This window comes from Streptomyces sp. NPDC052052 (genome assembly GCF_040680455.1).
In the GTDB taxonomy this organism is placed as follows: domain Bacteria; phylum Actinomycetota; class Actinomycetes; order Streptomycetales; family Streptomycetaceae; genus Streptomyces.
Genome location: NZ_JBFAWU010000032.1, coordinates 38,336 through 64,378, shown reverse-complemented (window position 1 = coordinate 64,378; position 26,043 = coordinate 38,336). Strand labels below are relative to the sequence as shown.

The window sequence follows — 26,043 nt, the reverse complement described above, 5'->3', positions numbered from 1 at the left end:
TTGTGCCCGGTGTCGACGTGCAGCAGCGCGAACGGCACCGGCGCGGGCGCGAACGCCTTCAGCGCGAGGTGCAGCATCACGATGGAGTCCTTGCCGCCGGAGAACAGGATCACCGGCCGCTCGAACTCGCCCGCCACCTCACGGAAGATGTGCACCGCCTCGGACTCCAGGGAGTCCAGATGGCTGAGCGCGTACGGACTGTCGGTGCCCTCCGACACGGTCGCGACGGTCGTCACACTGCACCCCTCTCGCTCAGCAGCGCATACAGCTCCGCCGCGGACTCCTGCACGGTCTGCTGGTGCGACTCGATCCGCAGATCGGGCGACTCGGGCGCCTCGTAGGGGTCGTCGACCCCGGTGAGCCCGCTGATCTCGCCCGCCGCCTGCTTGGCGTACAGCCCCTTCACATCGCGTACCGAGCACACCTCGACCGGAGTCGCGACATGCACCTCCAGATACCTGGTGCCCTCGGCCCGGTGCCGTTCCCGCACCGCGTCCCGGCTGTCCGCGTACGGGGCGATGACGGGAACCAGCACCTTCACGCCGTTGGCTGCCAGCAGCTCGGCGACGAAGCCGATCCGCTGGACGTTGGTGTGGCGGTCCTCGCGGGAGAAACCGAGACCGGCGGACAGGAACTCCCGGATCTCGTCGCCGTCGAGTACCTCCACGCGATGGCCCTCGCCGCGCAGCCGCCCGGCGAGTTCGTACGCGATGGTGGTCTTGCCCGCGCTCGGCAGACCGGTCAGCCAGATGGTGGCTCCCGTCTCCGTCACGCTCATCGGTATCTCCTGATCAGTCGTCATCATCCGTGCAGCCCGCACTCGGTCTTGCCCCGGCCGGCCCAGCGCCCGGCCCGCGCGTCCTCGCCCTCCAGCACCCGGCGGGTGCAGGGCTCGCAGCCCACGGAGGCGTAACCGTCCATCAGGAGCGGGTTGGTGAGAACGCCGTGTTCGGCCACGTAGGCGTCGACGTCGTCCTGCGTCCAGCGGGCGATCGGCGAGATCTTCACCTTCTGCCGCTTCTCGTCCCAGCCGACGACCGGGGTGTTCGCGCGGGTCGGGGACTCGTCACGGCGTAGCCCGGTCGCCCAGGCCAGGTAGGACGTCAGGCCCTCCTCCAGGGGGCGGACCTTCCGTAGCCGGCAGCACAGATCGGGGTCGCGGTCGTGGAGCCTCGGCCCGTACTCGGCGTCCTGCTCGGCCACCGACTGCCGCGGGGTCAGCGTGATGACGTGGACGTCCATCACGGCCTCGACCGCGTCCCGGGTGCCGATCGTCTCGTCGAAGTGGTAGCCGGTGTCGAGGAAGACCACGTCCACCCCCGGGAAGACGCGGGAGGCGAGATGCGACACCACCGCGTCCTCCATCGAGGAGGTCACGCAGAACCGCTTACCGAAGGTGTCGGCCGCCCACCGGAGGATCTCCGGTGCGGTGGCGTCCTCCAGCTCCCGGCCCGCTCGCCCGGCCAGCTCCCTGAGCTCCTGCGAGGTGAGGTCATCGGTCTTCAGAGTGTCCGTCATATCCCCTCCCCATCAACGTTGTTGCGCGTGAGTCCCCGGGTCAGCAGGCCCAGGAACTTCAGCTGGAACGCACGGTTGCAGGAAGCGCATTCCCACGCTCCGTGCCCGCTCTCGTGCGGGCGCAGGTCCTCGTCGCCGCAGTACGGGCAGTGGAACGGGGCGGCGCGCTCGCTCATGACAGCGACTCCGCACCGGCCCGCGCCGCCCAGGTCGCGAACCGCTCGCCGGCCTCGCGCTGCTCCTGGTACCGGCTGAGCACCCGCTCGATGTAGTCCGGCAGCTCGGCCGAAGTGACCTTCAGGCCGCGGACCTTGCGGCCGAACCCGGCCTCCAGGCCGAGCGCGCCGCCCAGGTGCACCTGGTAGCCCTCGACCTGGTTGCCGTCGGCGTCCAGGACGAGCTGGCCCTTGAGGCCGATGTCCGCCGTCTGGATGCGGGCGCAGGCGTTGGGGCAGCCGTTGATGTTGATGGTGAGCGGCTCGTCGAACTCCGGCAGACGGCGCTCCAGTTCGTCGATCAGCGAGGCTCCGCGCGCCTTCGTCTCGACGATCGCCAGCTTGCAGAACTCGATCCCGGTGCAGGCCATCGTGCCGCGGCGGAAGGGGGAGGGCTTCACCTGGAAGTCGAGCGCCTCCAGGCCGGCGACCAGGGAGTCCACCTGGTCCTGCTCGACGTCGAGGATGAGCATCTTCTGCTCGACGGTGGTGCGCAGCCGGTCCGATCCGTGCGCGGCCGCCAGATCGGCGATCTTGGCCAGGGTGGAGCCGTCCACGCGGCCGACCCTGGGGGCGAAACCGACGTAGAAGCGGCCGTCCTGCTGCCGGTGCACCCCCACGTGGTCGCGCCAGCGGCTGCTGGGCTGCTCCGGGGCGGGGCCGTCGAGCAGCGGGCGCTTCAGGTACTCGTCCTCCAGCACCTGGCGGAACTTCGCGGGGCCCCAGTCGGCCATCAGGAACTTCAGGCGGGCGCGGTTGCGCAGCCGCCGGTAGCCGTAGTCACGGAAGATGCCGACGACTCCGGCCCAGACGTCCGGCACCTCGTCGAGCGGCACCCAGGCGCCGAGCCGCTCGGCGAGCCGCGGGTTGGTGGAGAGTCCGCCGCCGACCCAGACGTCGAAACCCGGACCGTGCTCGGGGTGGACCACCCCGACGAACGCGATGTCGTTGATCTCGTGCACCACGTCCTGCACCGGTGAACCGGAGATCGCGGTCTTGAACTTCCGCGGCAGGTTGGAGAATTCCTTGTTGCCGATGTAGCGGTCGTGGATCTCGTCGACCGCCGGGGTCCCGTCGATGATCTCGTCGGCGGCGATCCCCGCCACCGGGGAGCCGATGATCACGCGGGGGCAGTCGCCGCATGCCTCGGTGGTGGAGAGCCCGACGGCCTCCAGCTTCTCCCAGATCGCCGGTACGTCCTCGATGCGGATCCAGTGCAGCTGGATGTTCTGCCGGTCGGTGATGTCCGCGGTGCCGCGGGCGTACTCCTCGGAGATCTCGCCGATGACCCGCAGCTGTGCGGTGGTCAGCCGGCCGCCGTCGATCCGGACCCGCAGCATGAAGTACCGGTCGTCCAGCTCCTCCGGCTCCAGGATCGCGGTCTTGCCGCCGTCGATCCCGGGCTTGCGCTGGGTGTAGAGCCCCCACCAACGCATGCGTCCACGCAGGTCGTTGGGGTCGATCGAGTCGAACCCCCGCTTGGAGTAGATCGTCTCAATACGTGTCCGGACATTGAGACCGTCATCGTCCTTCTTGAACTGCTCATTGCCGTTGAGCGGGGTGTGGTGCCCCACGGCCCACTGACCTTCGCCACGGTGGCGTCCGGCCTTGCGGCGGGGCGTGGTGGTCGCAGGCTGTTCCGGGGTGGCGGCCATGACAGTACGTCCTTCGGGACTGCAGGAGGGCGGCTCTGACCTGCACACTCGCGCTGAGGCGCGGCGGTGCGCAGGGGTGACAGAGAAAAGGGGATCGCGGCGGTGCTGGGACTCTCAGCTCACCGGACAGATGGCGCTGGACATGCGGCCGAGGTCGACGTGACGCCGACTCACCAAGGCAATTCCAGTTCCAGACATGACGGAAGCGTGTCACGCCGGTCTCGGGCCAGTCCACCACTATCCATGATGTGGACGGCTTCGTCTTGTAGTGCGAGACGGTGTGGTGCCCGTCACGTGCTCGACCAGGGGTATTCCGCCCTTAATATCGGTAATCGGCCTGTATGTTCACGGCACTTGCCGTACGCGGGCTATCGTGCCGCCCCCGGCCACGGACCCGGCGTCGCCGCCTCGGGCTCCAGCTCCACCTTCGTGTCGAAGAGCCGGAAGCCGCGGCGCAGATAGTTGTCCATGGCGTGTGGGCCGTCCTGGGAACAGGTGTGCAGCCACACCCGCTTGGTCGGCGTTCGCTCCGGCCAGCGTTCCACCAGGTCCCAGGCGCGGGCCGTGCCGTACGAGAGGAGATGGCCGCCGATCCGGCGTCCGCGGAAGGCCGGTATGAGTCCGAAGTACACGATCTCGACCACACCGTCGTCCTGCGGGTCCAGCTCGATGTATCCGGCGGGTGTGCCGTTCTCGTACGCCACCCAGGTCTCCGCCCCGGGCCGGTCCAGGGTCTCCTGCCACTGCGCGTACGTCATCGTGAGCCGGTCCGTCCACTGGATGTCGCCGCCGACCGCCGTGTAGAGGAAACGGCTGAACTCGGGCAACGGAACCTCGGACCGGATGATCCGCACGTCCTGCTCGGGGACCGCGGCCGGGCGCAGATCATCGGGGGAGGTCTGCTCCAGGGACCAGATGGTCACCTCGGTGGTGGGGGCGGTCTGCGCGGGGTCGTTCATGGCTGCCAGGGAATCATGCCGGGCGGCCGGGACCCAAGCCGGTCCGAGGAGCGGACGCCGAGACTCCGCACCGAGCGGGGAGCATTCGGCCCCGGTCGCTCTACGCGGTCCTGCGCGCCCCGACCACCACCGGAGCCGTAGAACCCGGCAGCAGATCGGCCAGGTGATCCGGGTGGACCACCTCCACCTCGACCCTGTCGCCGAAGCGGTACGGGCGGTGTGCGAGCACCCCCGCGAGATGGCGGCGCATCCGGGAGATCTCCGCCCGCACCGTCACCGTCCGCGTCGCGTCCCCGAAGATGTCCTCGGCCAGTTCGGACGCCGAGCGCCCCTCGGGGTGCAGCGCCAGGGCGTACAGGATCTCCGCATGGCGTGGCGTGAGCCGCAGCGTCCAGGTGCCCACCGCTGCCGCGACAATGACCACGAGACTGCCGGGCCGGCTCAGATCCAGCACCACCCGGTACGACGGCCCCTCCACGGCCCGGTCCGTGACCTGCACCAGCCAGCCACCGGCCAGCGGCTCGACCACACACATACCGAGCGAGGGCAGCCACACCTGGCCCGGCCGCAACGACTTGGGCAGCGGCAACCGGTCGATCGGCGGCATCCCGATCACCGCCGCGAGCCAGCCATGGGCGTCCACCACCAGGGCCCGGCCGCCCAGTCGGCACATCACCGGCGTCGCCACCGAACGCAGCCGGTCGATCGCCTGCAGATGGCGGTTCCTGAGCTCGCTCTCGGCCAGCCGCGCGACCGATTCGACCAGGGCGAGCGAGGACGGATGGAAGGTGGACGCCCCACCGCTGATGTCGACAACGCCAATCAGTCGGCCGTCGCGCGGATCACGGACCGGGGCCGCCGCACACGTCCAGTGGTGCAGACGACGTACGAAGTGCTCCGACGCATGGACCTGGACCGGTGCGCGGGCGGCGAGCGCCGTACCGATCGCGTTCGTTCCCGTGACCGCCTCCGCCCAGTTCGCTCCCTCGGCCAGACAGATGCCGTCGGCGCGGCGCAGCACCCCGGAGTTGCCCTGGCGCCACAGCACCCGGCCCTCCATATCGGTGATCACCACGATCTGCTCGGCGGCATCCGCCAGGGAGACCAGGTTCTCGCTCAGCAGCGGCATCACCGTGCCCAGCGTCGAACTCCGGCGCCGGTGCTCGATCTCGTCCCGGTCCAGCAGCACGCTCTCGGTGGACTGATCCGGATCGACGCCGATGCTCAGCACCCGGGCCCACGAGGCGCCGATCTCCGTCCGCAGGGCGACCGGCGGACGCTCGCCCATCAGGCCCGCCTCCCGGGCCTGATGCGTCAGGCGGAGGGCATGGGCGGACTGCGGTCCGCTCCACTGCGTCACCTCGGCAGCGCTTTTCTCCACAGTCCATTCCCCCACAGATGCCCGGGCCGCGGAACGGCCCACGCCTTCATCCTGCCCGGTCTGCGGAGCCCGGCGCCGTGCCCCGCAGACATTGCTTGCAACCCTCTGCAACTCTGGCGGGAGAGCGCGGGTTCGTAAGAGAGTGACGGGACACCGCGCAGCGGCGCTCGTACTCCGCTGATCGGTGTGTGCACAGCAAGGAGGGTGGTGCCGTGTCGGCGCAGCACCACCCTCCGTCGCTGTACTCCCCGTGCCGGACCGGAGACCTGGCGCCGGCCACGGCACCCTGCCGCTCACGGCACTAACGTTCCACGGGCCGCGCCCGTTCCACGACCGATGCCAGGTCGAGGCTGTGCGGCAACGTTCCGAACGCCGCGCACCGGTCGCCGCCCAGCCGTGAGGCACAGAACGCGTCGGCGACCTCCGGCGGAGCCCAGCGCACCAGCAGCGAACCCTGCAGGACGAGGGCCATCCGTTCGACCAGCCGACGGGCCCGCGCCTCGATCCCGTCCAGATCGGCGAGCTCCGTCAGCAGGTCCGTGATCGCCCGGTCCAGCCGGTGATCGGCGCCGCGTGCCCGGCCCACCTCCTGGAGGAAGGCGTTCAGTGCGAGCGGCTCGCGCTGCAGCGCCCGGAGCACATCCAGCGCCTGCACATTGCCCGAGCCCTCCCAGATCGAGTTGAGCGGCGCCTCCCGCAGCAGCCGTGGCATCGAGGACTCCTCCACGTAACCGTTGCCGCCGAGACACTCCAGCGCCTCGCCCACCATCGGCGTGCACCGCTTCGTCACCCAGTACTTCGCCGTCGGCACCGCGATCCGCAGGAAGGCCCGCTCGGGCTCCGTACCGGCGTCGTACGCCGCCGCCAGCCGCAGCGCCAGCACGGTCGCCGCCTCCGACTCCAGCGCCAGATCGGCCAGCACATTGCGCATCAGGGGCTTCTCGACCAGCACCCCGCCGAACGCTCTGCGATACGTGCAGTGGTGGATCGCCTGCGCCACCGCCTGCCGCATCAGCGCCGCCGAACCGACCACGCAGTCCAGCCGGGTCGCCGCCACCATGCCGATGATGGTGCGCACCCCGTGCCCCTCCTCGCCGACCCGGCGCGCCCATGTCCCGTCGAACTCGACCTCGCTCGACGCATTGGACCGGTTGCCCAGTTTGTCCTTCAGGCGCTGGATCGCGAACGTGTTCCGTGTGCCGTCGGGCAGCACCCGGGGCAGCAGGAAGCAGGTCAGCCCGCCGGGCGCCTGCGCCAGCACCAGGAACGCGTCCGACATCGGCGCCGAACAGAACCACTTGTGGCCGGTGAGCAGGTACTCACCCGGCGCCGACAGGGGCTCGGCCCGCGTCGTGTTGGACCGGACGTCCGTGCCGCCCTGCTTCTCCGTCATGCCCATGCCGAAGAGCACACCGGCCTTCCGTGCGGCGGGCCGCAACTCCTGCTCGTACACCCGCGACGTCAGCAGCGGCTCCCACTCGGCCGCCAGCGCCGGATCGGTCCGCAGCGCGGGCACCGCCGCATGCGTCATCGACAGCGGGCAGCCGTGTCCCGCCTCGGCCTGCGTCCACACCAGGAAGCCGGCCGCCCGGCGCACATGGCCCCCGGGTCTGCCCCAGGCGTCGGTCAGACCCGCGCCGACCGCGTGCCCCAGCAGTCGGTGCCAGGCCGGATGGAACTCCACCTCGTCGATGCGGTGTCCGTACCGGTCGTGCGTCCGCAGCTTCGGCGGATTCTCGTTCGCCTGCACCCCCCAGGCCTGCGCCTGCGCGGATCCTGCGGCCCTGCCCAGTTCGCCGAGTTCGTCCCGGATCTCGGTGAGGAGCTCGTCGGGCACATGGCGCCGGACCGCCTCGGTGAGGGCCTGATCTGCGGCGAAGACGTCGTAGCCGACCAGCGGCGGTACCTGATTGGACACGGTGTGGGTGGTGGCTGCCATGCCGCTACGGTAAAGATGTGCAGGCAGCAAATGAAACACCCGAGCGGCCAACGGGTCGGCTCCACCGGGCCCGAGTCCTCTACCGCAACATCTCGAAGCGGCAGATGGTCTGGCAGCTGCTCAAGGACACCGTCAACTCGTGCATGGAGTACCGCATTCTGGGACTCGCGGCCGAGGCGGCGTTCTTCACCCTGCTGTCCCTGCCCCCGCTGCTCCTCGGCCTGATCGGCATGCTCGGATACGTCGACGAGTGGACCAACACCACCACGGTCGCCTCCATCGAACGCAACATCCTCAACGCGGCGCAGACGGTGCTGAGCCAGCGGGGCGTGAACGACTTCGCCAAACCGCTCCTGGAGGACGTCACCACCGGGGCCCGCCCCGATGTCATCTCCATCGGCTTCGCGATCGCGCTCTGGTCCGGCTCCCGCGCGGTCAACGTCTTCATCGACACGATCACGGTGATGTACGGCCTCGACGGGCAGCGCGGCATCGTCAAGACCCGGCTGCTCTCCTTCCTGCTCTACGTCGTCGCGCTGCTGCTCGGCTCCGTCGTGCTGCCGCTGCTCGTGGTCGGCCCCGACCGGGTCGTGGAGTTCATACCCTGGGGCACCGAGCTCATCAGCGTGCTGTACTGGCCGTTGGTGATCGTGCTGTCGGTCGCTTTCCTGACGACGCTCTACCACGTGTCCGTACCGGTCCGTTCGCCGTGGGTCGAGGACGTCCCGGGCGCGCTGGTGGCCCTCGCGATGTGGGTGCTCGGCAGTTTCCTGCTGCGGATATACCTCACGAGCACGGTCGAGGGACCGACGATCTACGGCTCGCTGGCGGCCCCGATCGCGGTCCTGCTGTGGATCGGTATCTCCGCGTTCGCGGTCCTGGTCGGAGCCGCGGTGAACGCCGCCATCGACCGGGTGTGGCCCTCGCTGACGACGGCCGCGGCCCGCGCGGCCAACGACCGGCTACGGGCGGCCCAGGCCGCGGAGCTCATCGCACGGGCGCAGGCGGCGGACCGTGAGAACGGGGAGGACGGGGACGACGAGGATGACGGGGACAGTCCCTACATGCCGTCCGAGTTCCCGGAGCGCTGGTCGAGGTTCCTGCCGCCCGACGACGTGAAGTCCCGGCTGCAGCCCAGCCGCGACGCCGACCGCGACGCCGGCCGCGACAAGGACGCGGACAAGGACGCGGACAAGCCGAACGACCCGCCCGACGGCAGCGCGTAGGACGGCGGCGGGACCTGCCCGGGACCGTGGCCCCCGGCAGACCCCGGCAGACCCCGGCAGACCCCGGCAGACCCCGGCAGACCCCGGCAGACCCCGGCAGACCCCGGCCGGTCCCGCCCCGGTCACGACGATGTCGCGGGCTCTGTCAGGCAGTCGGCCGGGGGCGTTCCCGGGTCCGTCAGTGCGAGCCCGAGCTGGGCGCGTTCGGTGACCCATCGGCTCGGGCGGTGGCGCGGGTCGCCCGTCGTGCCGTGCAGCGCCCGGTGCAGCTCCAGCATCCGCTCGGCGCCGACCCGGTCGCCCCAGGCCAGCGGGCCGACGGGGTAGCCGAGCCCGGCCGTGACGGCGAGATCGATGTCGGCGGGCGTGGCGAGGGAGCGCTCCGCGATCGACGCCGCGACCGAGACGATCGAGGCGAGCAGCCGCTGGGCGACCGAGCCCGCCGTGTCCCGCACCACCGTGACCGGGTGGGGCTCGTCGCTGTCCGCCGCACGGGCCAGCACCGCGCGGGCGTCGCGCGCGGCGGCCGGGTCCGTCGCCGGGGTCACGGCCAGCACCCGGCGGCGGCCGGCCGCGGGCAGCGGGTCCACGCCGAGGGTGCGCCCGGCGGGCAGCCGGTGCTCGGAGATGGCGGAGGCGACGGTGGTACCCCAGACCGGAACCAGCACCAGGGCGTCAGCGGACGGCCCGGGGCCCGTCTCGACAACGGCCCCGGCGGCGGCCAGCGCCTCCCGTGGCGCGGCCGCGTCCCGCCCCCGGGGCGCCGTGCCGTGGACGAACACCGGGCGGTCCGCGTTGCCCGTGACCGGCGGCTCCGGTGCCGGTGCGGGTGCGTCGGGGCCGTACACGAACCAGCCGTGTCCGGTCTTGCGGCCGTGCAGACCGGCGGTCACCCGGTTCGGGGTGAGGTAGGAGGGACGGAGCCGGTCGGCGTACCGGAACCCCTGCCAGATCGAGTCGATCACCGCGGCCGTCACATCCAGGCCGGTGAGGTCCATCAGCTCGAACGGGCCCATCCGCAGCCCGAGCACGTCCCGGGCGATCCGGTCGATGTCGGCCGGAGTGGCGACCGTCTCCTCCAGCAGGGCGAGGGCCTCGGTCACCAGGCCGCGGCCCGCGTGGTTGACCAGGAAACCCGGGGTGTCGGCGACCGTGACCGCCCGGTGCCCGCAGCTCTCGACGAGCGCGGTGAGCGCCGGCACGATCTCCGGACGGGTCGCCGCACCCGGCACGACCTCGACGATCCTCATCAGCGGAACCGGGTTGAAGAAGTGCAGCCCGGCCAGGCGCGACGGGTCCTTCAGCGCCGCGGCGATCCGGGTGACCGAGAGGGACGAGGTGTTGGTCGCGAAGAGGGCCGTCGCGGGCAGGGCCCGCTCCAGTCGCCCGAAGACCTCCGTCTTGGTGTCGAGGTCCTCCCGCACGGCCTCGATGACCAGCTCGACGTCCGGACCCGCAGCCCAGGGATCGTCCAGCGGAACGAGGCGTTCCAGGGCGGCGGCCCGGTCCTCGGCGGTCATCCGGCCCTTCTGCACGGCCCGTTCGAGCATGGACCGTACGAAGTCCAGGGCGGCCGTCACCGCCTCCGTGCGTACGTCGCACAGCTCGACGGTGTGTCCGGCGGTCGCCGCCCACTGGGCGATGCCGCGGCCCATGGCCCCGGCGCCGACGATCCTGATACGCATGGCTGGTGCGGTCCTCTCGCGGGGCAGCTGATTCGTCCCCGCGACGATAGACGCGGGGACGAATCCACGTCCCCCCATGCCCGCCGCCCCGCTCCCGCGGCGGACTTCGTCAGCCGGACACGGCGTGCGACGCCTTCTCCGGCTCCGCCGCCTTCGCGACCGTCGAAGCCGTCGCCGTCTCCGCGAGATGGTCCACTTCGGCGTCCGGGTCGACCAGCCGGTTCAGCATGGCCGGCACATCGAATCCGACCAGCAGCACCACGATCACCGTGCCCGCGAAAGTCAGGACGGCCAGCGCCTGTCCCAGATCCATCCCGGACGCCAGATGCGCACCCAGGACCGGAGCCACGGCACCGCCCAGAGCGCCCACGTTGTACGTGAAGCCGAGGGCGGCGGCCCGGGTCCGGGTCGGGAAGTGCCCGCCGATGTAGCGGGGCAGCAGACCGGAGATCCCGAAGCTGGTCGCCTGGAGGAGGAAGAGCAGGATGCCGAGCAGTAGCAGGTTGTCGTGCACCGCGAAGACCGGGTAGACGAAGGCCAGCGAGGCCAGCAGGGTCAGCCCGTACGCCTTCTTCGTCCCGATCCGGTCGCCGAGGAAGCCCGCGGTCCAGCAGCCGACCATGGTGCCGAAGCCCGCGAAGTACAGGACGTCGGTGACCTGGTCGGTGGTGTAGCCGAGTTCGGTCTTCAGATACGTGGGCAGCAGCGCCTGGATGGGCCACGAGTAGAGGAACGCGAAGAACAGCGTCACGATCATCGACAGGTACAGGACCCAGCCGCGCTTCCCGCCGAGCTGCACCGCGAAGGCGGCCAGCGTCAGCCCGGCGACCACCGAGAGCACCGGGACCATGCCGGCACCGCTCGGGGTGAAGACCAGGAACAGCGAGACGGTGGCCACGACGACCAGGACCGTGTTGACGACGGCCCGGCCCCGGGTGAGGAACAGCGGCCGGAACGGGTTGGGCTTGGCCTCCTCGTCCGCGACGGACTCCGTCCACTCCTCGGCCTCCGGCAGCGCACGCCGCATCCACAGCGCGATGACGATCGGCACCAGACCGAGGTAGAACATCCACCGCCAGCCGAGCGACGGCACCACCCAGTTGTAGACCTGTGCGGCGAGCACCGAACCGACCGAGAAGCCGGAGATCAGGAAGCCGCTGGCCCGGCTGCGGAGCCGGGCCGGCCAGCTCTCCATGACGTAGGTGGCGCTGGCGCTGTACTCACCGGCCATGCCCATGCCGATGGCGAGGCGGGCGGCGAACAGGCTCTGGTAGTTCCAGGCGAATCCGCAGGCGAAGGTGCCCAGCGAGTACAGCAGGATGCTCAGGACCATGGAGAGCTTGCGGCCGTACCGGTCACCGATCGCGCCGAGCACCGCTCCGCCGAGCCAGCGGGTGATGAACGCCCCGGAGATCAGGCTGGCCGCCTGCACCGTGCTCAGCCCGAAGTCGTCGCTGATCTCGGTGAGTACGAGAGTGATCAGCACGAAGTCGAAGCCGTCGAGGACGTATCCGATCCAGGCGGCGAAGAACGACTTCCACTGGGTTCCGCTCACCTCTCGGTACCAGGGGAGCGTCGGGGATGGGTTGGTGTGCACGGTGACTCCAGGATGTAGGACGGCAACCGCGGCCGGGTTGCCGTCCCACGTAGTGGTCAGATCAGGCTTGGGCGATTCCTGCGACGAAGCGAGTGGTCAGGGCGGTCGGGGCGGTGATGGCGGTGCCGACCACGATGCTGTGGGCGCCACGGGCCAGGGCCTGGGCGGCGTCCTCGGGGGTGTTGATACGGCCTTCGGCGACCACCGGGACGTCGATCGCGGCGGACAGCTCGGCGACGAGGTCGAGGTCGGGGCCGGTCAGCTTCGGCGTGCCGGGCACATAGCCGGAGAGCGTGGTGGAGACGAAGTCCGCACCCTGCCCGGCCGCCGTGATGCCCTCGGCGAGGGTGGAGATGTCGGCCATCACCAGGGCGCCGGCCGCGTGCACGGCCTCGACGAGCTCGGCGAAGGTCGAGCCGTCGGGGCGCGGGCGGTCGGTGGCGTCCGCCGCGACGACAGTGGCACCCGCCTCGACGAGCGCCAGGGCGTGGCGGACGGTCGGAGTGATGTAGACCCCGGTGTCGCCGTCCTTCCACAGGCCGATGACCGGCAGATCCACGGCCTCGACGATCGCGGCGACGACCTCCGGCTCATTGGCGCGGATGGCGACGCCGCCGCCGGCCTCCGCCGACCGCGCGAGCCGCACCAGGGTGCCGGTCTCCCGCATCGGGTCGCCGGGAGGCGCCTGGCAGGACACGATCAGCTTGCCCTGGAGGGAGGAGGCGAGTTCCTGCGTGGTCATTGAGCGACTCCCGGGTGGTGGAGGGGAAGGGTGGTGGTGAGAGCTGCGGCTCCGTGGACGGCCGCGTCGGCCCCGAAGCGCGGTGCCTCGGGTACCAGTCCGCGCAACGGCGGCATCAGTTCCGCGGCGAACGCGGCGGCCAGGGCGTCCCCGTACAACGAGCCGATCCGGGGCACGCCGCCGCCGACGACGACCCGGTCGGGCCCCAGGGCGTTGGCGAGCCCGCCGAGCACCCGGCCGGCGGCGGTGGCGCCGGTGGTGATGGCCTGGACGGCGGCCGTCTCGCCCTGCGCCGCGCGGGCGGCGACCGTTTCGAGCCGGTCCACACCGGTGCCGGTCAGCCGCTCGTAGTGGGCGGCGATGCCGGGCCCGGAGGCGATGACCTCCAGGTGTCCGGCGGCGCCGCAGGTGCAGGGCAGTCCGGCCGCCTCCGGGCTGGGCAGATGGCCCAGATGCCCGGCGATGCCGGCCGCGCCGTGCAGCATCCGCCCGTCGACGGCGATCGCGCCGCCCACGCCGGTGCCCACGGCGACGAACAGCAGCGAGCCCCGGCCGGGGGCCTCGGCCATCAGCGACGCGAGCTCCGGCCCTGCCGTGGCACGTACGTCGTTGTCGCAGGCCACCGGGTATCCGGTGCGGTCCGCGAGGCCGGTGCCCAGCGCGGTGCCGGCCCAGCCGCGAATGGAGTCGGTGGCGCTGGTGACCATGCCGGTACGGGGTTCGACGACCCCGGCCGCCGCGATGCCGAGCGCCGTGGTCAGCCGCTCCGGGTCGACGGCGGCGGCCGCTTCGGCGAGTGCGTCCAGTACGGCTTCCGCGCCGTCCCGGGCCGGGGTGGGCCGGGAGTGCCGGGCGAGGACCGTGCCGTCGGCGTCGAAGAGAGCGGCGGCGATCTTCGTGCCGCCCAGGTCGAGACCGATCACCGGGGCACCGGTACCGGGAGCGCTCGCGGCAGCGCCGGCCGCCGACTGGGAAGGTGCGTTCATCGGACCGGGGTGAGACCGGCGGCGCGCAGGAATCCGGAGACCAGCGCGATGGACTCGTCGCTCAGCTGGATCTGCGGGAAGGCGGTGTCACCGCACTCGATGACGCCGAGCAGCTGGAGCGCCGCCTTGAACGAGCCGAGCGCCGAGGAGCTGCGGCCCATGTCCGCCTCCGGACCGACGTCGACCATGGCGAACAGCTGGACGAGCCGCTCCTGCTCCTTCGCGGCCTGCTCCCAGTCCCCGGCCCGTGCCGCGTCGTACAGCCGGACGTATCCGGCCGGGTCGACGTTGCCGATACCCGGAACGACACCGTCCACCCCGGCCAGCAGCGCCGCGTCCACGGTGAGTTCGGAGCCCGTGAGCACGCTGAACCGCGGCGCGGGGCCGTTCTCGCGGCCGTCGCGACCGCCCAGCTCCACGATCAGCCGGCGCAGTCCGCCCTCGTCGCCGCTGCTGTCCTTGAGCCCGGCCAGCGTGCCGTCCTCGGCGAGCTCGCGCACCAGCGCGGAGGAGAGCTTGCTGTGCACGGAGACCGGGATGTCGTACGCGAACAGCGGCAGGTCGACCGCGGCGCGCAGGCGACGGAAGTGCTGCGCGATCTCCTTGCCGTGGGTGCGGGTGTAGAACGGTGCCGTGGCGACCAGGGCGTCGGCGCCCAGTGCGGCGGCGGCCCGGCCGTGCTCGATGACACGAGCGGTGGTGGTGTCGATGACACCGGCGAGCACCGGAACCCTGCCGTCGGTCACGTCGACCACGGTCTTCAGCGCCGTGGCGCGCTGCTCGTCGGTGAGGTAGGCGACCTCGCTGGTGGAGCCGAGCGCGAACAGGCCGTGCACTCCGCCACCGATGAGGTGCTCGACGAGGCGGGCGAGGGACGCGGTGTCGACCTCCCCCTGGGAGTCGAGGGGGGTGCAGACCGGCGGGACGATGCCACGCAGCGGTGCGGTCAGGGACATGGTGAGAGCTCCAGCTCGGTTGATGCGCTGATCGGTGCTCCGCAGGGGTACACCGTCCAGGACGTGAGACGTAAGATGTCCTATGTCTGACCTCACCTTAAACAGATGCTCCTGCGACCGGTCAAGGGGCACCCCCACCTCAGGAGGACGTTGTGGCGCGGCCCACCATGGCTCAGGACATCGAGCGCCGGATCAAGGAACTGATCCTGGAACGCGGACTCGGTCCCGGTGACGCACTGCCCACCGAGGCGGAGCTGATGGAGATCTTCGGGGCCGGCCGGGTGTCGGTCCGGGAGGCTCTCAAGGCGCTCCAGGCCGTCAACGCCGTGGAGATCCGCCGCGGCTTCGGCACCTTCGTCGGATCGCTCTCCCTGTCGCCCTTCGTCGAGGGGCTCGCGTTCCGGGCCGCCGTCCGGCACCGGCAGGGCGAGCCGGGGCTCTTCGAGCTGATGAAGGTGCGGGAGGCGCTGGAGACCGGCCTGGTCGGAGCCGTCACGGCCGGTGTCCCGGACGAGGACCTCGCGGTGCTGCGTGGTCTCGTCGCGGCGATGGAGACCGAGGCCCGCGAGACCGGCCGGGTGGCGCGCGGCACCGACCGCGCCTTCCATCTCGCGCTCTACACCTCGCTCGACAACCTGCTGCTCAGTGAGGTGCTGGACGCGTTCTGGGCGGCCATGGACCGGGTGCGCGAAGAGCTCGACGACGGCCATCAGGACCCCGCGGTCACCTGTGCCCAGCACCGCGAGATCGTCGAGGCCGTCGCGGCGGGCGACGGTGCCCGCGCGGTGCGCGCCATGCGCACCCACTTCGACGGCATCCGGACCCGCCTCGCCCCGACGCTGTGACCGCAGGCCGCCGCTGACCGGGGCGGGGGCAGAGGCAGGGGTAGGGGCGCGAGCCGAACCGCTGGGGCCGGCGCTCCGTCAGCGCCCCGCGGACGCCCCGGCGCTCCGTCAGCGCCCCGCGGCCGCCCCGGTGATCGCGGTGACCGCCAGCCGTACCGCCCGGTCCGTCACCGCCGCCGGATCGTCGCCGGCCTCGATCGCGTTCGTGGCGGCGTTGACGATCCCCTGGAGCAGCATCGCGGTGCGCCGCGGGTCCTCCTCGCCCAGCTCGGTGAGCGCCCCGATCAGCGGGGTCAACAGCTCCCGGTGGGCCCGCGCCGCGCTCTCCCGTACCAGCGTCGTGTCCCGGACCCCGGCCAGGGCCTGGGCCAGCCGGTGCTCCCCGCTGCGTACCAGCTCCAGCTGGGACGACACATACGCGGCGACCTTCTCCTCGGGTGTGGCGGCGGCCGACATGCCGGACCGGATGGTCTCCGTCCAGCGCGGCATCGCGTCCTCGACCACGGCGGCGAGCAGTTCGGGGCGGCCGGGGAAGTACTTGTACACGCTGTTTCGGGCGAGGCCCGTGGCCCGGGCGACCGCGGTGAAGGTCACGGCCTCCGCGTCGCCGTCCTCCAGCAGGTCGCGCGCCGCCCGCACCAGGGCCAGCCGCTGCTGGGCGTGGTGCTCGGCGACGGTGGCGGCTCTGATCCTGGGCACCCGCCCAGTCTAAAAGCCCTGCTTTCGGTGACCCCACTTGGGGACGGTGTGTCGCCATCGTCTATGTTGGCGACACACCGTCCCTAACGTCGATCCATCGAAGGGAACCGCCGTGTTCCTCGCTCTGCTGGAGCTGCGCGCCGCGAAAGGCCGCTTTCTGCTGATGGGGTCAGTCGTGGTGCTCGTCGCCGCGCTCGTCGGCATCGTCTCCGGCTTCACCACGGGCCTGGGTGACGACACCATCTCCGCGCTTCGTCGCCTTCCGGCCTCGCATCTCGTCTTCTCCTCGGACGCCCGGTCCGACCAGTTCGCCCGCAGTCTCCTCGACAAGGAGACCGCCGACGCCTGGCGCAAGGACGCGGGCACCGACACGACGCCGCTGGGCGTCTCCATCACCCGCGGCACCACGGACCGGGGCACCGAGGTCGACCTCGCCGCCTTCGGCGTCGAGCCCGCCTCCTTCCTCAACCCCTCCGTGGCCCAGGGCGAGGACCTCGCGAACGCGGCGGAGAACAGCATCGTGATGTCCGCCCAGCTCGCCGACGAGGGAGTGCACATCGGCGACACCCTGGTGATCGACCGGCTGGGTATCAAGCTGAAGGTCATCGGGCTGACCGAACGCTCCAGCTACGGCCATGTGCCTGCCGCCTACGTCCCGTTGAAGACCTGGCAGCGCATCCGCTTCAGCACCCCCGGAGCCCCGGCCTCGGCCGCCGCCGCCATTCCCGACCAGTTCAGCGCCCTGGCCCTGCGCGGCTCGCCCGAGGTCTCCGCCGCCGAGCTCGACAAGCGTCACTCCACCACCACGCTCACCAAGGAGGAGGCGTACGCGGCCGCCCCCGGCTACACCGGTGAACGCGTCACCATGACCTCGATCCAGGTCTTCCTCTACCTGATCGCCCCCTTGGTGGTCGGCGCCTTCTTCGCCGTCTGGACCGTGCAGCGCCAGCCGGAACTCGCCCTGCTGCGGGCGATGGGGGCCTCGCGCCGGCGCCTGCTCGTCCACACCGTGCTCCAGGCGGCCCTGGTCGTCGTGGGCGGCACCCTCGCGGGCGCCGCACTGGCCGCGGGCGTCGGACTGCTGGTCGGTGAACAGGTGCCGTTCAGCCTGCCCGCCGCCACGCTCGCCCTCACGATGTGCACCGTCGCGGCCGTCGGCCTCGCGGGCACCGCCCTGACCCTGCGCAGGGTCACCGGAGCCGACCCACTGACCATGCTGGGAGCCAACCGATGAGCCTCGAACTGAAAGGCATCACCGTCGAGTTCGGTCGCGACGATGCCCGGACCACCGTCTTCGACGGCCTCGGCGTCACCTTCGAACCGGGCCGGATGACCGCCCTCGTCGGCCCCTCGGGCTCCGGCAAGTCCACCCTGCTCGCCCTCGCGGGCGCACTGCTGCGGCCCACCGCCGGGCAGGTCCTGCTGGACGGCGAGGACCTCGCCGTCCTCTCCGACGCCCAGCGCGCCAAGGTGCGCCGGGAACGCATCGGCTACATGTTCCAGAGCGGCAACCTGCTCTCCGGCCTGCCCGCCGTCGAACAACTGCTGGCCGCCGCGTACATCAGCGGCGAACGGCCCCGGGCCCACCGGGCCCGGGCCGAGGAGGCCCTGACCGAGATGGGGCTCGGCCACCGCCTGCGCCACCGTCCCGAGCAGCTCTCCGGCGGCGAACGCCAGCGGGTGGCCCTGGCCCGTGCGCTCTTCCTCTCCCCGGCGCTGCTCCTGGTGGACGAACCGACCGCGGCCGTCGACCGTTCGCAGGCCGGTGACCTGGCCCGACTGCTCGCCGAGCGCACCGGCCGGGACAACTGCGTCACGGTCGTGGCGACGCACGACCCGGCCGTGGCGGAGGCCGCCGACCGGGTCGTGGACATGACCGAACTGATCGCGGCCGCGACCGCGGGATCCGCCGGCTGACCCCTGCGACGGGGCCCGTCACAGCGGGCGTCACGGGGCCCCGTGACGCCCGCTGTGCGTTACGGGGTCACGGTCACCGTCGCACTGCCGGACGCCTGCAGCGCGCCCGTCCGGTACGTCGCGGTGAGGGAGACGTCGCCGGACGCCCCGGCCGGCACGGTGACCGGAACCTTGACGTTCGCACCCTGGCCCGGGTTCATGGCGGGGATGCTCACCTGCTGCGTCGTCCAGCCGGACGGCACGGTCAGATCGACCGTGCCCGCCGCGCGCCACACGTCCATCCGGTTGACGACCCGGACCGTCACCTCCGCCTGCGTGCCCGCCTTCAGGGTCGCGGGCGGCGTGATCGTGATGTCCGCACAGGTGCCGCCCAGCCACTTCAGATCGAACGAGGCGTACGTCATGTGCGTGTAGTTGGCCCGCTCGTAGAGCAGCCCGAGCCGCCCGTCGGGCAGTCGGGTCAGCGTCGAGTAGGCAGCGGCGCCCGAGTCGACGACCTTCCTGATCGGCCAGGTCTTCCCGTTGTCGCAGGACATCTTCACCGTGAGGTTGCGCCGCGACGAGGTGTCCTCGGTGTTGCTGAACAGCAGCCAGGACGCCTGCGGGTTCGAGGCATCGGCGTCGGCGTTGTAGCGCATCACGGACGCGTTGTTGGCCGGGTCGATCAGATTGGTGTCCTGGGTGAGCGGGGTGTAGTTGACGCCGCCGTCGGTGGAGTAGGCGATCGTCCGGTACGGCTTGGCACGGTTGTTGAGCATGATCCTGCCGTCGGACAGCTCGACGGTCTTGTTCTCGTCGGCCCCGGGACCGACCGGGTTGCCCATCTTCCAGGTCTCGCCGTGGTCGTCGCTGTACGCGCTGGCCGCGTAGTTGGCGCCGTTGACGCGGACGGCGTACTGCTGGATCAGCCGGCCCTTGTACGTACCGTGCCGCACCTGGATGCCCTCACCGGAGGCCGCGAACATGCCGCCCCAGGCAGGGTTCTTGATCTGACTGGTGATCCGGCGGTGGGTCCAGGTCAGGCCGTCGTCGTCGGAGTAGCTGTAGTCGGCCTGGAGGACGTTGGGGTCGGTCTCGTCGTTGCCGGTGGCCGAGCCGAAGTAGCCCTGGTTCACCGAGGCCGCGTAGAAGAGGAAGATCCGGCCGGTGGTGCGGTCGACGAGCAGGCTCGGGTCGCCGTAGCCCTGGGGAGCGGCGTCCTGACGGACCACCTGCTGCGGCTGCCAGGTCGCACCTCCGTCCGTGCTGCGGCGCAGTACGACGGAGATGTTGCTCGGCAGGTCGCCGAGGGTGGGGCGGGCGTCGTAGGCCGCCAGGACCGTGCCCTTCACCGAGGTGGTGAGCGCCGGGATGCGGTAGTGCGGCGAGCCCACTCCGTCCACGGTCAGGTCCTGGGAGGTCAGTTCACCGGCCGCCGCGGCGGCGCCGTGTGCGGTGCCTGTCGCGGTGGCCACCAGCAGGGCGGCACTGAGCAGGGCAAGGGAGACTTTTCGCTGCATGGGGGATCTCTCTTCTCGGAAGGTGTGGTGCTTCTCGGGAAAACGGAGATACGGGGCAGGACCCCGGCGGGCAGGAGAAGGCCCGGCGGCGGGGCGCGGGGGAGCAGCCGCTCCTCGCTACGGGACGAGGAGCGAGCAGACCCGGCTGTCGCTGTCGAAGACCTGAAGGTCCTTGATCATTTTGACGGCGATGTGGTGGTGGCCCCGCTCGTTGGGGTGGAGCCCGTCATTGAGCAGGGAGAGCGGGACCTTGCCGTCGTTGCTGCTCAGCCAGTCGTTGTAGTGGTCGATGAACACGGCGTTCTCCTGCGCCGCGACCTCGCCCATGACCCGGGCGTACTGGGAAAGGCCCACCCTGCCGGGCCACTTGGCCGGATCGACCGGGTTCGGCGACTGGAGCACCGGGACGGGGGAGCCGGGCAGTGCGCGCACCGAGCGCACCAGCGAGACGAGATTGGCCCGGTAGACCTCCAGGCCGAGACCGGACGTCGCGATGTCGTTCGTACCGATCATGATCGAGACGACCTTCGGGGAGAAGGCGGTGACCCGTTCCCCGAACCCGGCGATGAGGTCGGCGCTGGTGGCGCCGCTCACGCCGGAGTCGATCACGAAGTCCCGGTTCTTCGGCTTGCCCAGTTCCCAGCGGACCCGTTCCATCCAGTGCTCCGGGTAGCTGCGCCAGCCGTTGGTGTGCAGGGCGCCGTGGGTGATGCTGTCGCCGGTGACGACCCAGGTGGCGGGCGTGTCGCTGTTCAGGATGGTGGAGATCCGGCCCAGATCGGCGAGCTCGGGCCGGGGGCTCTGGGCGACCAGTTCGGACTCGTCGAGCACCCGGTCCCAGACGGCGGCCCGTTCGATCGTGCCGGTGCAGAACCATTCGCCGCCGGGGTGGTCGCTGTCCAGATTCCGCCCCAGCGCCAGGGCGGTCAGCCCGGAGCTGTTGGCGAAGAAGGAGTGCTGGGACGTCTCGAACACGGTGCGCCCACCGGCGTGGAGCCGGGTGCCCGAGGCGTCCACGGTGACGGCGACGGTGTGGAGCCGGCCGTCGTCGTAGCGTGTCCTGGTCATGACATTGATGAGCACGGCGCCCTTGTTGCGCACGGAGAACTGCAGGGCGCCGCCGGACAGGTTCAGGGTGATGTTGGAGGAGGGAACGGTCGGGTCGGAGGCGCTGAGCAGCGTCATCGCCTGGTTGTGACTCGTGGTGCGGAAGGTGACGACGATGGTGCCTGTGGTGAGCGGGGCCAGTGCGGCGGCATGGTCCGACAGGTCGACGTACTGACTGCCGTCCAGATCCACCGATGTGCCGTGGTCCAGGACCGGGCCGCTGCCCGTGGCGGCGAAGGCGCGGCTGCCGAGCTGGGTACCCAGGGCGGCCGCGCCGGCGGCGAGAAGCACGGATCGTCTGCGCAAGGAGGAACCTCCGGTCAGGAGTGGGAGCCCCGCCCCGACGGCGGGGCTGCGAACAGATCACGCACCCAGGCCAGTTGCTCCCGCTGCTGATAGGCCGCGCCGCCCTCGTGCCCGTTGAACCCGTAGACCCGTACGTCCTTGGGCCCCGCGTAGTGGTTGTACGCGGTGAAGCAGGTGGAGGGCGGGCAGATCTCGTCCATCATCGCGATCGAGAACAGCGCGGGAGCGGTGGCGCGGGTGGCGAGCAGGGCGGCGTCGAAGTGCGCCAGGGTGGTGAACACCGTCTCGGTGCGGTCGCGGTGGAGCTTCAGGTACTCGGCGATCTCGGTGTACGGCGGAAGGCCCGTGATCTCCGCGGCCCGGGGGAAGTTGCAGAGGAACGGCACGTCCGGCATCACGCCGGCCAGCCCCGGCACGAGTCCCGACACCGCGAGTGTGATGCCGCCGCCCTGGCTGACGCCGGTGACGACGATCCGGTCCGGATCGATCTCGGGGTGCTCGCGTATCGCCTCGACGGAGCTCACCGCGTCGGTGAACACCCGTCGGTAGTAGAAGGTTTCGGGGCTCTCGATGCCACGGGTGAGGAAGCCGGGGACGACCCCGGCCGCACCGGCGTCCGTGTCGGGAGTGGCGCCCTCCGCGGCCGACCAGCCCTGACCGCGGGTGTCCATGATCAGGTGTGCGTAGCCGGCGGACGCCCAGAGCAGGTTCTCGTGGGCGAGCCCGCGGCCACGCCCGTACCCCAGGAACTCGACGATGCAGCCGAGCGGTTCGGTGGCCCCGGCCGGCAGGCGCAGCCAGCCGCGGACCGGCTGTCCGGCGAAGCCGGGCACGGTCACGTCGTAGGTGCGGATCTGGGTGAGTCCGGTGTCGACGGGGGTGTACACCGGCTTCTTCCCGGCGTCCCGGCCCGCCGCGGCGGACCGGCTCAGCGTCTCGGACCAGAAGGCGTCGAATCCGTCGGGAACCGGGAGTTCGGGCCGGTAGGCGCGGCAGTCCGCGAGCGAGAGGTCCGTCAACGGCATGGAGGTGCCCTCCTGGATGAACTGAGGCGATGAACACCGGGCATCGAGACAGAAGACGTCAGATGTCCTGGCGGCACACGGACCCTAGGCAGTGCTCGCGACGGACGTCAAGAGCCCCGCCGGGCCGTGTCGCGCCCCGACGGGGCTCCGGCCCCTCCCGGGGGAGGGGCGGGTGGAAGGGTCAGTCCTGGGCGCTGCGGCGCCCGCGGGCCTCGGAGATCCGGCGCCGGACCGGGGCGTAGTGCTCGCCCAGGGCCTTCAGGAATCCCGCGGTGTCACCGCTGCGCGCGGCGTCCACGATGTTCTGGTGCGCCGTGATCGTCTCCATCTCGTCGGCCCGGGTGAATCCGTCGAGATGGGGCGCGACGATCGAGTACACGTCCCAGAAGGCCATCGAGAGCTGGCCGATCAGTTCGTTGCCGAGCGGCGCCACCAGCAGTGCGTGGAACGCCCGGTCCGCCTCCACGAAGCCGTGCCCGTCCTGGACGCCGGTCTCGCGCATGGTGGCGACCAGCCCGTCCAGCGTGTCGAGCTGGTCCTGGCTGAGCAGGGAGACGATCCGGTCGGCCATCCCGCGCTCGAAGAGTTCCCGCACGTCGACGAGGTCGGCCATCACCTGGAAGTCGTCGTCGGGGGAGAGCAGGCCACGGAAGGTCAGGCTCTCCACCAGGGCCGACAGGCTCAGCCTGCCCACGTACGTGCCATGCCCGTGCCGCACCTCCACGATGTCCAGCGCGTCGAGGATCTTCACCGCCTCGCGGACGCTGGACCGGCTGGCGCCGAGCGTCTCGCACAGGACCGGTTCGGTGGGCAGCGGATCCCCGGGGCGCAGGCGCTGGTCGAGGATGTAACGCTTGATGCCGTCGGCGACCTCCTGCCGGAGCAGTTGTCTCCCGGGCTTCGCGCCGGACAAATGTGAACTCCCCACCTCTTGACCCCTCTCGATTGTCAAGCTACGTTCCCACGCTATCAAGGCATCAGACATCTGACGTCTGATGCATGAGGCACTTCGGTCTTCGCGATTCTCGTGTCCGGCCGCTGTTCCCGCCACGTTCCACCTTCGACGTCCCTGGAGGACCCGTGCCCGAGCTGAGATCAGCTGGTGTCGAGCGCCGCACCTTCCTGCGTTACACCAGCGCCATCGGTGCGGCAGCAGCCATCACCGCGAGCCTTTCCGCCTGCGGCGGCCCGTCCTCGACCGCCAACGGCTCGTCGGGCAAGGGCGACGGAAACGGCCTCATCGAGGCCGGTCTCTCGTACCCGTTGTCGACCGGCTTCGACCCGATGATCACCTCGGGCGCGACCCCGTACGCGGCCAACATGCACATCTTCGAGGGCCTCGTTGATCTCGATCCGGCAACTCTTGTCGCCCGCCCCGCGCTGGCCACCGAGATGCCGAAGAAGATCAACGCCACCACCTACCGGGCCACGCTCCGCGAGGGTGCGACCTTCCACGACGGCTCCGCGGTCACCGCCGAGGACGTGGTGTTCAGCTTCGAACGCATCCTGGACGAGAAGAACGCCTCGCTCATGGCGCAGTTCGTGCCCTTCATCGACACCGTGAAGGCCGTCGACACGAGCACCGTCGAGTTCAAGCTCAAGTACCCCTTCGCGCTCTTCCCGTCCCGCATCGCCGTGGCCCGGATCGTCCCGAAGAAGATCGTCGAGCCGGACCCCAAGGCCTTCGACGCCAAGCCGGTGGGCTCCGGCCCGTACAAGTTCGTCTCCGCCACCCGCGAGGACAAGATCGTCTTCGAGAAGTTCGACAAGTACAACGGCCCGCACCCGGCCAAGGCCAAGAAGATGATCTGGCGCCTGATGTCGGACCAGTCGGCCCGCGTCAGCGCCATGGAGTCCGGCCGCGTCCAGGCCATCGAGGACGTTCCCTACATCGACGTCAAGCGGCTCTCGGGCTCCGTGAAGACCGAGTCCGTCCAGTCCTTCGGTCTGCTCTTCCTGATGTTCAACACCGCCGACAAGCGGTTCGCCGACAAGCGGGTGCGCCAGGCGCTGCACTACGCCCTGGACACCGAGAAGATCATCTCCACCGCCATGGTGGGCAACGCCGCGGCCGCCACCGGGTACGTCCCCTCGACCCACCCCGACTACCACAAGGCCGCCACGGTCTACACGCACGACGTGGCGAAGGCGAAGAAGCTGCTCTCCGAGGCAGGCGTCGGGAACCTCTCCTTCACTGTGCTCACCACCGACACCGGCTGGGTCAAGGACATCGCCCCGCTGCTGAAGGAGAGCTGGGAGGCGGCGGGCGTCAAGGTCACCCTCAACATCGCCCAGTCCCCGGCCCAGTACGCCAAGGTCGACAAGGGCGACTTCGAGGTGCTGGTCGCTCCCGGCGACCCGTCCGTCTTCGGTAACGACGCCGACCTCCTGCTGCGCTGGTTCTACTACGGCTTCTGGCCCGAGAAGCGCTACGGCTGGGCGAAGTCCGACGCGTACAAGCAGGTCAAGCAGCTCCTCGACAAGGCCGCTCAGGCCGCCGACGAGACCAAGCGCAAGGAGCTGTGGGGCCAGGTCACCGACCTGGTCGCCGAGGAGGCCGCGCTGTACCCGATCCTCCACCGCAAGCTGCCCACCGCCTGGAACGAGAAGGCCCTCCCCGGCTTCAAGCCGCTGCCCACCACGGGCCTGTCCTTCCTGGACGTCAGCCGCGCCTGACCGGCCCACCGGCCCGTCCGGGCCCTGCCGTCGGACCGCCTCTTCGCGGTCGGCGTCCGACGGCAGGGCCCCGCGCCTGACAGTCCGGTCCGGGGCGTCTGCCCCAGACGCCCCAGACGTCCCGGACCCCAAACCGCCCAACCGCAAGGAACCCGACGATGGTTGCTTTTCTCCGGCTCGCGCTGCGCCGCGTCGCGATGATGCCGGTGATGATCCTCGGCATCGCGCTGCTTGTCTTCGTGGTGCTGCAGTTCTCGCCGGTCGACCCGGCCTTCAACGCGCTCGGGGAGAGCGCCACACCCGAGGCCCGTGCGGCCTTCGCCGAAGCCAACGGACTGAACGACCCCCTGCCGGTCCGTTACTTCCGTTTCCTCGGCCAACTGCTCCACCTCGACCTCGGGACGACCGTCCCGCCGAGCCAGCCCGTCATCGACCGGATCACGGGCGCCTTCCCGCTCACCCTCCAGCTGACCTTCCTCGGGCTGATCCTCGCGGTCGTCCTGGCCGTCGTCTTCGGCGTGATCGGCGCGATGTACCGGGACCGCTGGCCCGACCAGCTCTTCCGAATCGTGTCCATGGCCGGGGTCGCCATCCCGTCGTTCTGGCTCGGCGTCCTGCTCATCCAGCAGTTCGCACTCAACTCGCCGATCTTCCCGACCGGCGGATACACCAACCCGGCCGACTCCTTCAGCGGCTGGCTCCGCAGCATGGCGCTGCCCGCGATTTCCCTCGCGCTTCCGGTCTCCGCCTCGCTCGCCCGGCTCGTCCGGACCTCGATGGTCGCCGAACTCGACCGCGACTACGTCCGCACCGCCCAGGGCAACGGCCTCCCGCCCTTCCTGGTCATCCGCTCGGTGCTGCGCAACGCGCTCGTCACCCCGCTGACCGTGCTCGGCATCAAGGTCGGCTACATGCTCAGCGGCGCGGTCGTCATCGAAGCGATCTTCGACCTGCCCGGCATGGGCAAACTCATCCTCGAAGGTGTCACCGGTGGCGATGTCGCCCTGGTCCAGGGCACCGTACTGACCATCGCCATTGCGTTCCTGGTGGTCAACGTCATCGTCGACCTGCTCTACCTGCTGGTCAACCCGCGTATCAGGACGGTGTGAC

The 26,043-nt window shown here is 70.7% G+C and carries 25 protein-coding genes; 6 read left to right on the top strand and 19 right to left on the bottom strand.

Annotation, left to right across the window (positions count from 1 at the left end; genetic code table 11):
* The 9 genes from AB0L71_RS30005 to AB0L71_RS29965 all read right to left on the bottom strand — a co-directional run.
* Nucleotides 1-236: phosphoadenosine phosphosulfate reductase family protein (locus AB0L71_RS30005; RefSeq protein WP_365248885.1), on the bottom strand; the 236-nt coding region annotated here is incomplete at its 3' end.
* Nucleotides 233-802: an adenylyl-sulfate kinase gene (gene cysC, locus AB0L71_RS30000; RefSeq protein ID WP_365248894.1), complete on the bottom strand. Its 570-nt coding sequence runs from the start codon at nucleotides 800-802 to the stop codon at nucleotides 233-235. The genes AB0L71_RS30005 and cysC, both read right to left, overlap by 4 nt.
* Nucleotides 802-1,518, bottom strand: a complete 717-nt coding sequence (locus tag AB0L71_RS29995; RefSeq protein ID WP_365248882.1) for a phosphoadenylyl-sulfate reductase — start codon at nucleotides 1,516-1,518, stop codon at nucleotides 802-804. Before AB0L71_RS29995 ends, cysC begins: the two co-directional genes overlap by 1 nt.
* Complete coding sequence (locus AB0L71_RS29990; RefSeq protein WP_365248879.1) at nucleotides 1,515-1,694, bottom strand: hypothetical protein; 180 nt, start codon at nucleotides 1,692-1,694, stop codon at nucleotides 1,515-1,517. Before AB0L71_RS29990 ends, AB0L71_RS29995 begins: the two co-directional genes overlap by 4 nt.
* Nucleotides 1,691-3,388 (bottom strand): nitrite/sulfite reductase, encoded by a 1,698-nt coding sequence (locus AB0L71_RS29985; protein WP_365248876.1) that lies wholly within the window; start codon nucleotides 3,386-3,388, stop codon nucleotides 1,691-1,693. Before AB0L71_RS29985 ends, AB0L71_RS29990 begins: the two co-directional genes overlap by 4 nt.
* A 114-nt stretch (nucleotides 3,389-3,502) precedes the next feature.
* The gene (locus AB0L71_RS29980) at nucleotides 3,503-3,586 is read right to left on the bottom strand and encodes a putative leader peptide (protein WP_309474722.1); all 84 of its coding nucleotides are present in this window, start codon (nucleotides 3,584-3,586) and stop codon (nucleotides 3,503-3,505) included.
* 170 nt (nucleotides 3,587-3,756) lie between these two features.
* Entirely contained in the window at nucleotides 3,757-4,347 is a 591-nt protein-coding gene (locus tag AB0L71_RS29975) for a GNAT family N-acetyltransferase (protein WP_365248873.1), read from the bottom strand.
* A 100-nt stretch (nucleotides 4,348-4,447) separates the two neighbouring features.
* Entirely contained in the window at nucleotides 4,448-5,635 is a 1,188-nt protein-coding gene (locus tag AB0L71_RS29970; RefSeq protein ID WP_365248891.1) for a GAF domain-containing protein, read from the bottom strand.
* 394 nt (nucleotides 5,636-6,029) lie between these two features.
* Nucleotides 6,030-7,667, bottom strand: coding sequence for an acyl-CoA dehydrogenase family protein (locus AB0L71_RS29965; protein WP_365248870.1), 1,638 nt, complete (start codon nucleotides 7,665-7,667; stop codon nucleotides 6,030-6,032).
* Between the two features lie 17 nt (nucleotides 7,668-7,684).
* On the opposite strand from AB0L71_RS29965, the gene AB0L71_RS29960 reads away from it, so the two are divergent.
* Nucleotides 7,685-8,893: a YihY/virulence factor BrkB family protein gene (locus AB0L71_RS29960; protein WP_365248867.1), complete on the top strand. Its 1,209-nt coding sequence runs from the start codon at nucleotides 7,685-7,687 to the stop codon at nucleotides 8,891-8,893.
* A gap of 122 nt (nucleotides 8,894-9,015) precedes the next feature.
* On the opposite strand, the gene AB0L71_RS29955 is transcribed toward AB0L71_RS29960, so the two are convergent.
* From AB0L71_RS29955 to AB0L71_RS29935, 5 genes are all read right to left on the bottom strand, one after another.
* Nucleotides 9,016-10,578, bottom strand: a complete 1,563-nt coding sequence (locus tag AB0L71_RS29955; protein WP_365248864.1) for a 3-hydroxyacyl-CoA dehydrogenase — start codon at nucleotides 10,576-10,578, stop codon at nucleotides 9,016-9,018.
* A 109-nt stretch (nucleotides 10,579-10,687) separates the two neighbouring features.
* Nucleotides 10,688-12,175 (bottom strand): sialate:H+ symport family MFS transporter, encoded by a 1,488-nt coding sequence (locus AB0L71_RS29950; protein ID WP_365248861.1) that lies wholly within the window; start codon nucleotides 12,173-12,175, stop codon nucleotides 10,688-10,690.
* A 61-nt stretch (nucleotides 12,176-12,236) separates the two neighbouring features.
* Nucleotides 12,237-12,917 carry an N-acetylmannosamine-6-phosphate 2-epimerase gene (locus tag AB0L71_RS29945; RefSeq protein ID WP_365248858.1) on the bottom strand — a complete coding sequence of 227 codons (681 nt, stop codon included), beginning with the start codon at nucleotides 12,915-12,917 and terminating at the stop codon, nucleotides 12,237-12,239.
* The gene (locus tag AB0L71_RS29940; protein ID WP_365248855.1) at nucleotides 12,914-13,903 is read right to left on the bottom strand and encodes an ROK family protein; all 990 of its coding nucleotides are present in this window, start codon (nucleotides 13,901-13,903) and stop codon (nucleotides 12,914-12,916) included. The genes AB0L71_RS29945 and AB0L71_RS29940 overlap by 4 nt, the downstream gene beginning before the upstream one ends.
* Nucleotides 13,900-14,859: a dihydrodipicolinate synthase family protein gene (locus AB0L71_RS29935; RefSeq protein WP_365248852.1), complete on the bottom strand. Its 960-nt coding sequence runs from the start codon at nucleotides 14,857-14,859 to the stop codon at nucleotides 13,900-13,902. The genes AB0L71_RS29940 and AB0L71_RS29935 overlap by 4 nt, the downstream gene beginning before the upstream one ends.
* Before the next feature lie 152 nt (nucleotides 14,860-15,011).
* On the opposite strand from AB0L71_RS29935, the gene AB0L71_RS29930 reads away from it, so the two are divergent.
* Nucleotides 15,012-15,704: a FadR/GntR family transcriptional regulator gene (locus tag AB0L71_RS29930; protein ID WP_365248849.1), complete on the top strand. Its 693-nt coding sequence runs from the start codon at nucleotides 15,012-15,014 to the stop codon at nucleotides 15,702-15,704.
* A 108-nt stretch (nucleotides 15,705-15,812) separates the two neighbouring features.
* On the opposite strand, the gene AB0L71_RS29925 is transcribed toward AB0L71_RS29930, so the two are convergent.
* Complete coding sequence (locus AB0L71_RS29925) at nucleotides 15,813-16,403, bottom strand: helix-turn-helix domain-containing protein (RefSeq protein WP_365248845.1); 591 nt, start codon at nucleotides 16,401-16,403, stop codon at nucleotides 15,813-15,815.
* A 112-nt stretch (nucleotides 16,404-16,515) separates the two neighbouring features.
* On the opposite strand from AB0L71_RS29925, the gene AB0L71_RS29920 reads away from it, so the two are divergent.
* Both AB0L71_RS29920 and AB0L71_RS29915 read left to right on the top strand, forming a co-directional pair.
* Nucleotides 16,516-17,637 carry an FtsX-like permease family protein gene (locus AB0L71_RS29920; protein ID WP_365248842.1) on the top strand — a complete coding sequence of 374 codons (1,122 nt, stop codon included), beginning with the start codon at nucleotides 16,516-16,518 and terminating at the stop codon, nucleotides 17,635-17,637.
* On the top strand, nucleotides 17,634-18,320 hold the full coding sequence (locus tag AB0L71_RS29915) for an ABC transporter ATP-binding protein (protein ID WP_365248839.1): 687 nt from the start codon (nucleotides 17,634-17,636) through the stop codon (nucleotides 18,318-18,320). Before AB0L71_RS29920 ends, AB0L71_RS29915 begins: the two co-directional genes overlap by 4 nt.
* 59 nt (nucleotides 18,321-18,379) lie before the next feature.
* On the opposite strand, the gene AB0L71_RS29910 is transcribed toward AB0L71_RS29915, so the two are convergent.
* The 4 genes from AB0L71_RS29910 to AB0L71_RS29895 all read right to left on the bottom strand — a co-directional run bounded on the left by AB0L71_RS29910 (nucleotide 18,380) and on the right by AB0L71_RS29895 (nucleotide 23,170).
* Complete coding sequence (locus tag AB0L71_RS29910; protein ID WP_365248837.1) at nucleotides 18,380-19,819, bottom strand: exo-alpha-sialidase; 1,440 nt, start codon at nucleotides 19,817-19,819, stop codon at nucleotides 18,380-18,382.
* Between the two features lie 117 nt (nucleotides 19,820-19,936).
* The gene (locus tag AB0L71_RS29905; RefSeq protein WP_365248834.1) at nucleotides 19,937-21,232 is read right to left on the bottom strand and encodes a GDSL-type esterase/lipase family protein; all 1,296 of its coding nucleotides are present in this window, start codon (nucleotides 21,230-21,232) and stop codon (nucleotides 19,937-19,939) included.
* Between the two features lie 14 nt (nucleotides 21,233-21,246).
* Nucleotides 21,247-22,257: an acetylxylan esterase gene (locus AB0L71_RS29900; RefSeq protein WP_365248831.1), complete on the bottom strand. Its 1,011-nt coding sequence runs from the start codon at nucleotides 22,255-22,257 to the stop codon at nucleotides 21,247-21,249.
* Between the two features lie 181 nt (nucleotides 22,258-22,438).
* Nucleotides 22,439-23,170, bottom strand: a complete 732-nt coding sequence (locus AB0L71_RS29895; RefSeq protein WP_365248828.1) for a FadR/GntR family transcriptional regulator — start codon at nucleotides 23,168-23,170, stop codon at nucleotides 22,439-22,441.
* Nucleotides 23,171-23,337: 167 nt separating this feature from the next.
* Between AB0L71_RS29895 and AB0L71_RS29890 the strand changes: the two genes are divergently transcribed.
* Both AB0L71_RS29890 and AB0L71_RS29885 read left to right on the top strand, forming a co-directional pair.
* Nucleotides 23,338-24,933, top strand: coding sequence for an ABC transporter substrate-binding protein (locus tag AB0L71_RS29890; RefSeq protein ID WP_365248825.1), 1,596 nt, complete (start codon nucleotides 23,338-23,340; stop codon nucleotides 24,931-24,933).
* 158 nt (nucleotides 24,934-25,091) lie between these two features.
* Nucleotides 25,092-26,042 (top strand): ABC transporter permease, encoded by a 951-nt coding sequence (locus AB0L71_RS29885; protein ID WP_365248823.1) that lies wholly within the window; start codon nucleotides 25,092-25,094, stop codon nucleotides 26,040-26,042.
* Nucleotide 26,043: the final 1 nt, after the last annotated feature.